The following is a 2084-nucleotide window of genomic DNA, read 5'->3' on the forward strand; positions in this document are numbered from 1 at the left end:
CTAAGTTTCTTTTCAAGCTCAGACAAATTGAAGTAGGGGTCCATAATTTCACAGTATTCTCGGCGATTTTCTTTCAGCCTTCTTTTCCCTTGCTACCCAGAATTTCTCACCCACACTGCTCTTTATTTGAGATACATCCACTGAAAGTTGTGCAACGCTGTTTTTTAACTCCGCTATCTCTTTTTTCAGCTCCTCAACAAACGATAAATCGAGTTCAGCTTTTCTTTCTTCTCCTACCTTCTTTTCGAGCTCTTCTAACCTCTTATTGACGATATTTTCAAGAGAAGATAGCTTTTCTTCAACACTCCTTTTGAAGGTCTCGTTCTCTTCAATGAAGGTTTTAAGCTTTCTTTCCACCTCAGCTACTTTACTTTCAAGGATTTTCGCCCTCTCCACAGATTTTTTTACGCTTTCCTCCATTTTCGGTAGATCCACCTCCACAAACGTTTTCAATTCCTGAAAAAGTGAATCCCACTTCTTCAAAACCTCCTCGCTCATTTATTCTCTCCTCACTCTAAGCTGAGAGATTAGCAAAGCTCCCCTTGCAGATGCGGTCAGCGGATTTTCTGGGCTTCTAACCTTTACACCGAAACCAAGAGCCTCTGAAAGCTTGGTTGCGAACTTCTCCTTCAGTCCGGGAATCTCCGCCATTCCTCCCGTTAATATGAACTCCGACTCAAGAATAACTTTGTAGGCTTTGAAGTTGAATTCCGCAAGCGATGGGAGGAACTCAAGAGTGATGAAGTCGACCAGAGCATCCAAGTATCTTTCGACTGGCTTATTTACCGCTTCGTCCAACCTGAAGCTGAACTGCCCTTTTTCGAAGAGCTGAACAGTCTCCTTCACGCTCTTCCACTCTTTAAGGTTCGCATACTTTTCTTTGTACTCTCTTGCCGTAGAAATGTCGACGTTGACTGCACCTCTTGTTAGGTTCATTATTTCGTTCTTTATCCACCTGTCCACCAGATCCCCGGAAACCTCTCCGGTGACCATGCTGAAAACTATCTCCCCCTTTCTCACGGCAACGACATCGGTTGTGGACGAGCCAAGATTTACCACAACGAAAGTTTTATCCAACATCCCCAATCCTTCCGGAAGAGCTAAAGCAGCTAAGAAGGAGTCGTTCCAGACCTCCTTACCAGCCCAGCCGATTGGCACCTGACTAATAACCTTCTTAAACAGATTTACTCCTTCCTCAGCCTCGGTCGATGGAATCCCGTAAGTTACGTAGGTGTTCTCCGGTATTTCGTATTGTTTCGCAACGTTGGTCAGGAATATCTTGAGCAGTTCGGCTTCCTCCTCATCTCCCGGCAAACCACCGCGAAGCATGTAAACGGCTTCATCTCCGTAAAGTTCGGCAGCTTCGTTACCTATCACGTAATCTTTCTCCCCAGTTATCGGGTTTTCCTTCTCCTTTATGCACGTCTCAACAACGATAACTTCGTCTCCTTTAGCTATTACTGTTCTCTGCGATCCCACTTTCATTCCAACCGGAACAACATTACTTTCAGCTTTTTCAACTTCCTTCTTCTCTTCTACTTCACTCATAACAGCAACCCCCGTTTAAATTTTGGTGGAATATATTTAAAGTTTTACCAAAGAGTTAGTCTTCGGTTTTTACTGTCTTTACTTTTATCAAGAAGTTGAACTCTTCTTCACCATCGAACAGCATAACGACCTCAAGAGTGTATTCTCCTTCCCGCATTCCGTGATGTCCATCGCTTGGCTTGAAAACCTCGATCGGAAGCTGTAAATAGCCATTGCTGTGCGTACTCCAAGTGAAGTTCTGAGATACAGAGACGCCTTCAGAGTCTCTGTGATGTCCCCTGTGACCGTGTTCCTCGTCTTCCTCTTTATAGTATATCGAAACGTTCACTTCCTCGCTGAATCGAGATGTGTATCCGATTACGTAGATGTACACGCTATCAGGACTCTCCTCGTGTCCATGTCTCCGTTCATGCCTATTCCTTTCATCGAGGAAAGTGACCTCTATTACATCGCCGTTTTCGATCACGGTTTTGTTAACGCTCACTCCACCCTCGGAAAAACCTGAGATGATAAATCTCATATCCTCTGCTTTCAGC

The 2084-nt window shown here is 44.4% G+C and carries 3 protein-coding genes; all 3 read right to left on the bottom strand.

The window, feature by feature from the left end; all coding sequences use genetic code 11:
* Positions 1–48 precede the first annotated feature (48 nt).
* Positions 49–498 (bottom strand): hypothetical protein, encoded by a 450-nt coding sequence (locus F7C14_RS02360; protein WP_290899595.1) that lies wholly within the window; start codon positions 496–498, stop codon positions 49–51.
* Positions 499–1548, bottom strand: coding sequence for a rod shape-determining protein (locus F7C14_RS02365; RefSeq protein ID WP_290899596.1), 1050 nt, complete (start codon positions 1546–1548; stop codon positions 499–501). It abuts the gene before it with no gap.
* A gap of 55 nt (positions 1549–1603) precedes the next feature.
* The coding region (locus F7C14_RS02370) for a hypothetical protein (RefSeq protein WP_290899597.1) at positions 1604–2084 on the bottom strand (481 nt) is incomplete at its 5' end.

It is taken from the genome of Ferroglobus sp. (genome assembly GCF_015521575.1).
Classification (GTDB): Archaea; Halobacteriota; Archaeoglobi; order Archaeoglobales; family Archaeoglobaceae; genus Ferroglobus.

Coding starts and splice junctions, on each gene's coding strand:
- F7C14_RS02360 (WP_290899595.1), bottom strand. CDS start 498: ATGAGCGAGGAGGTTTTGAAGAAGTGGGATTCACTTTTTCAGGAATTG.
- F7C14_RS02365 (WP_290899596.1), bottom strand. CDS start 1,548: ATGAGTGAAGTAGAAGAGAAGAAGGAAGTTGAAAAAGCTGAAAGTAAT.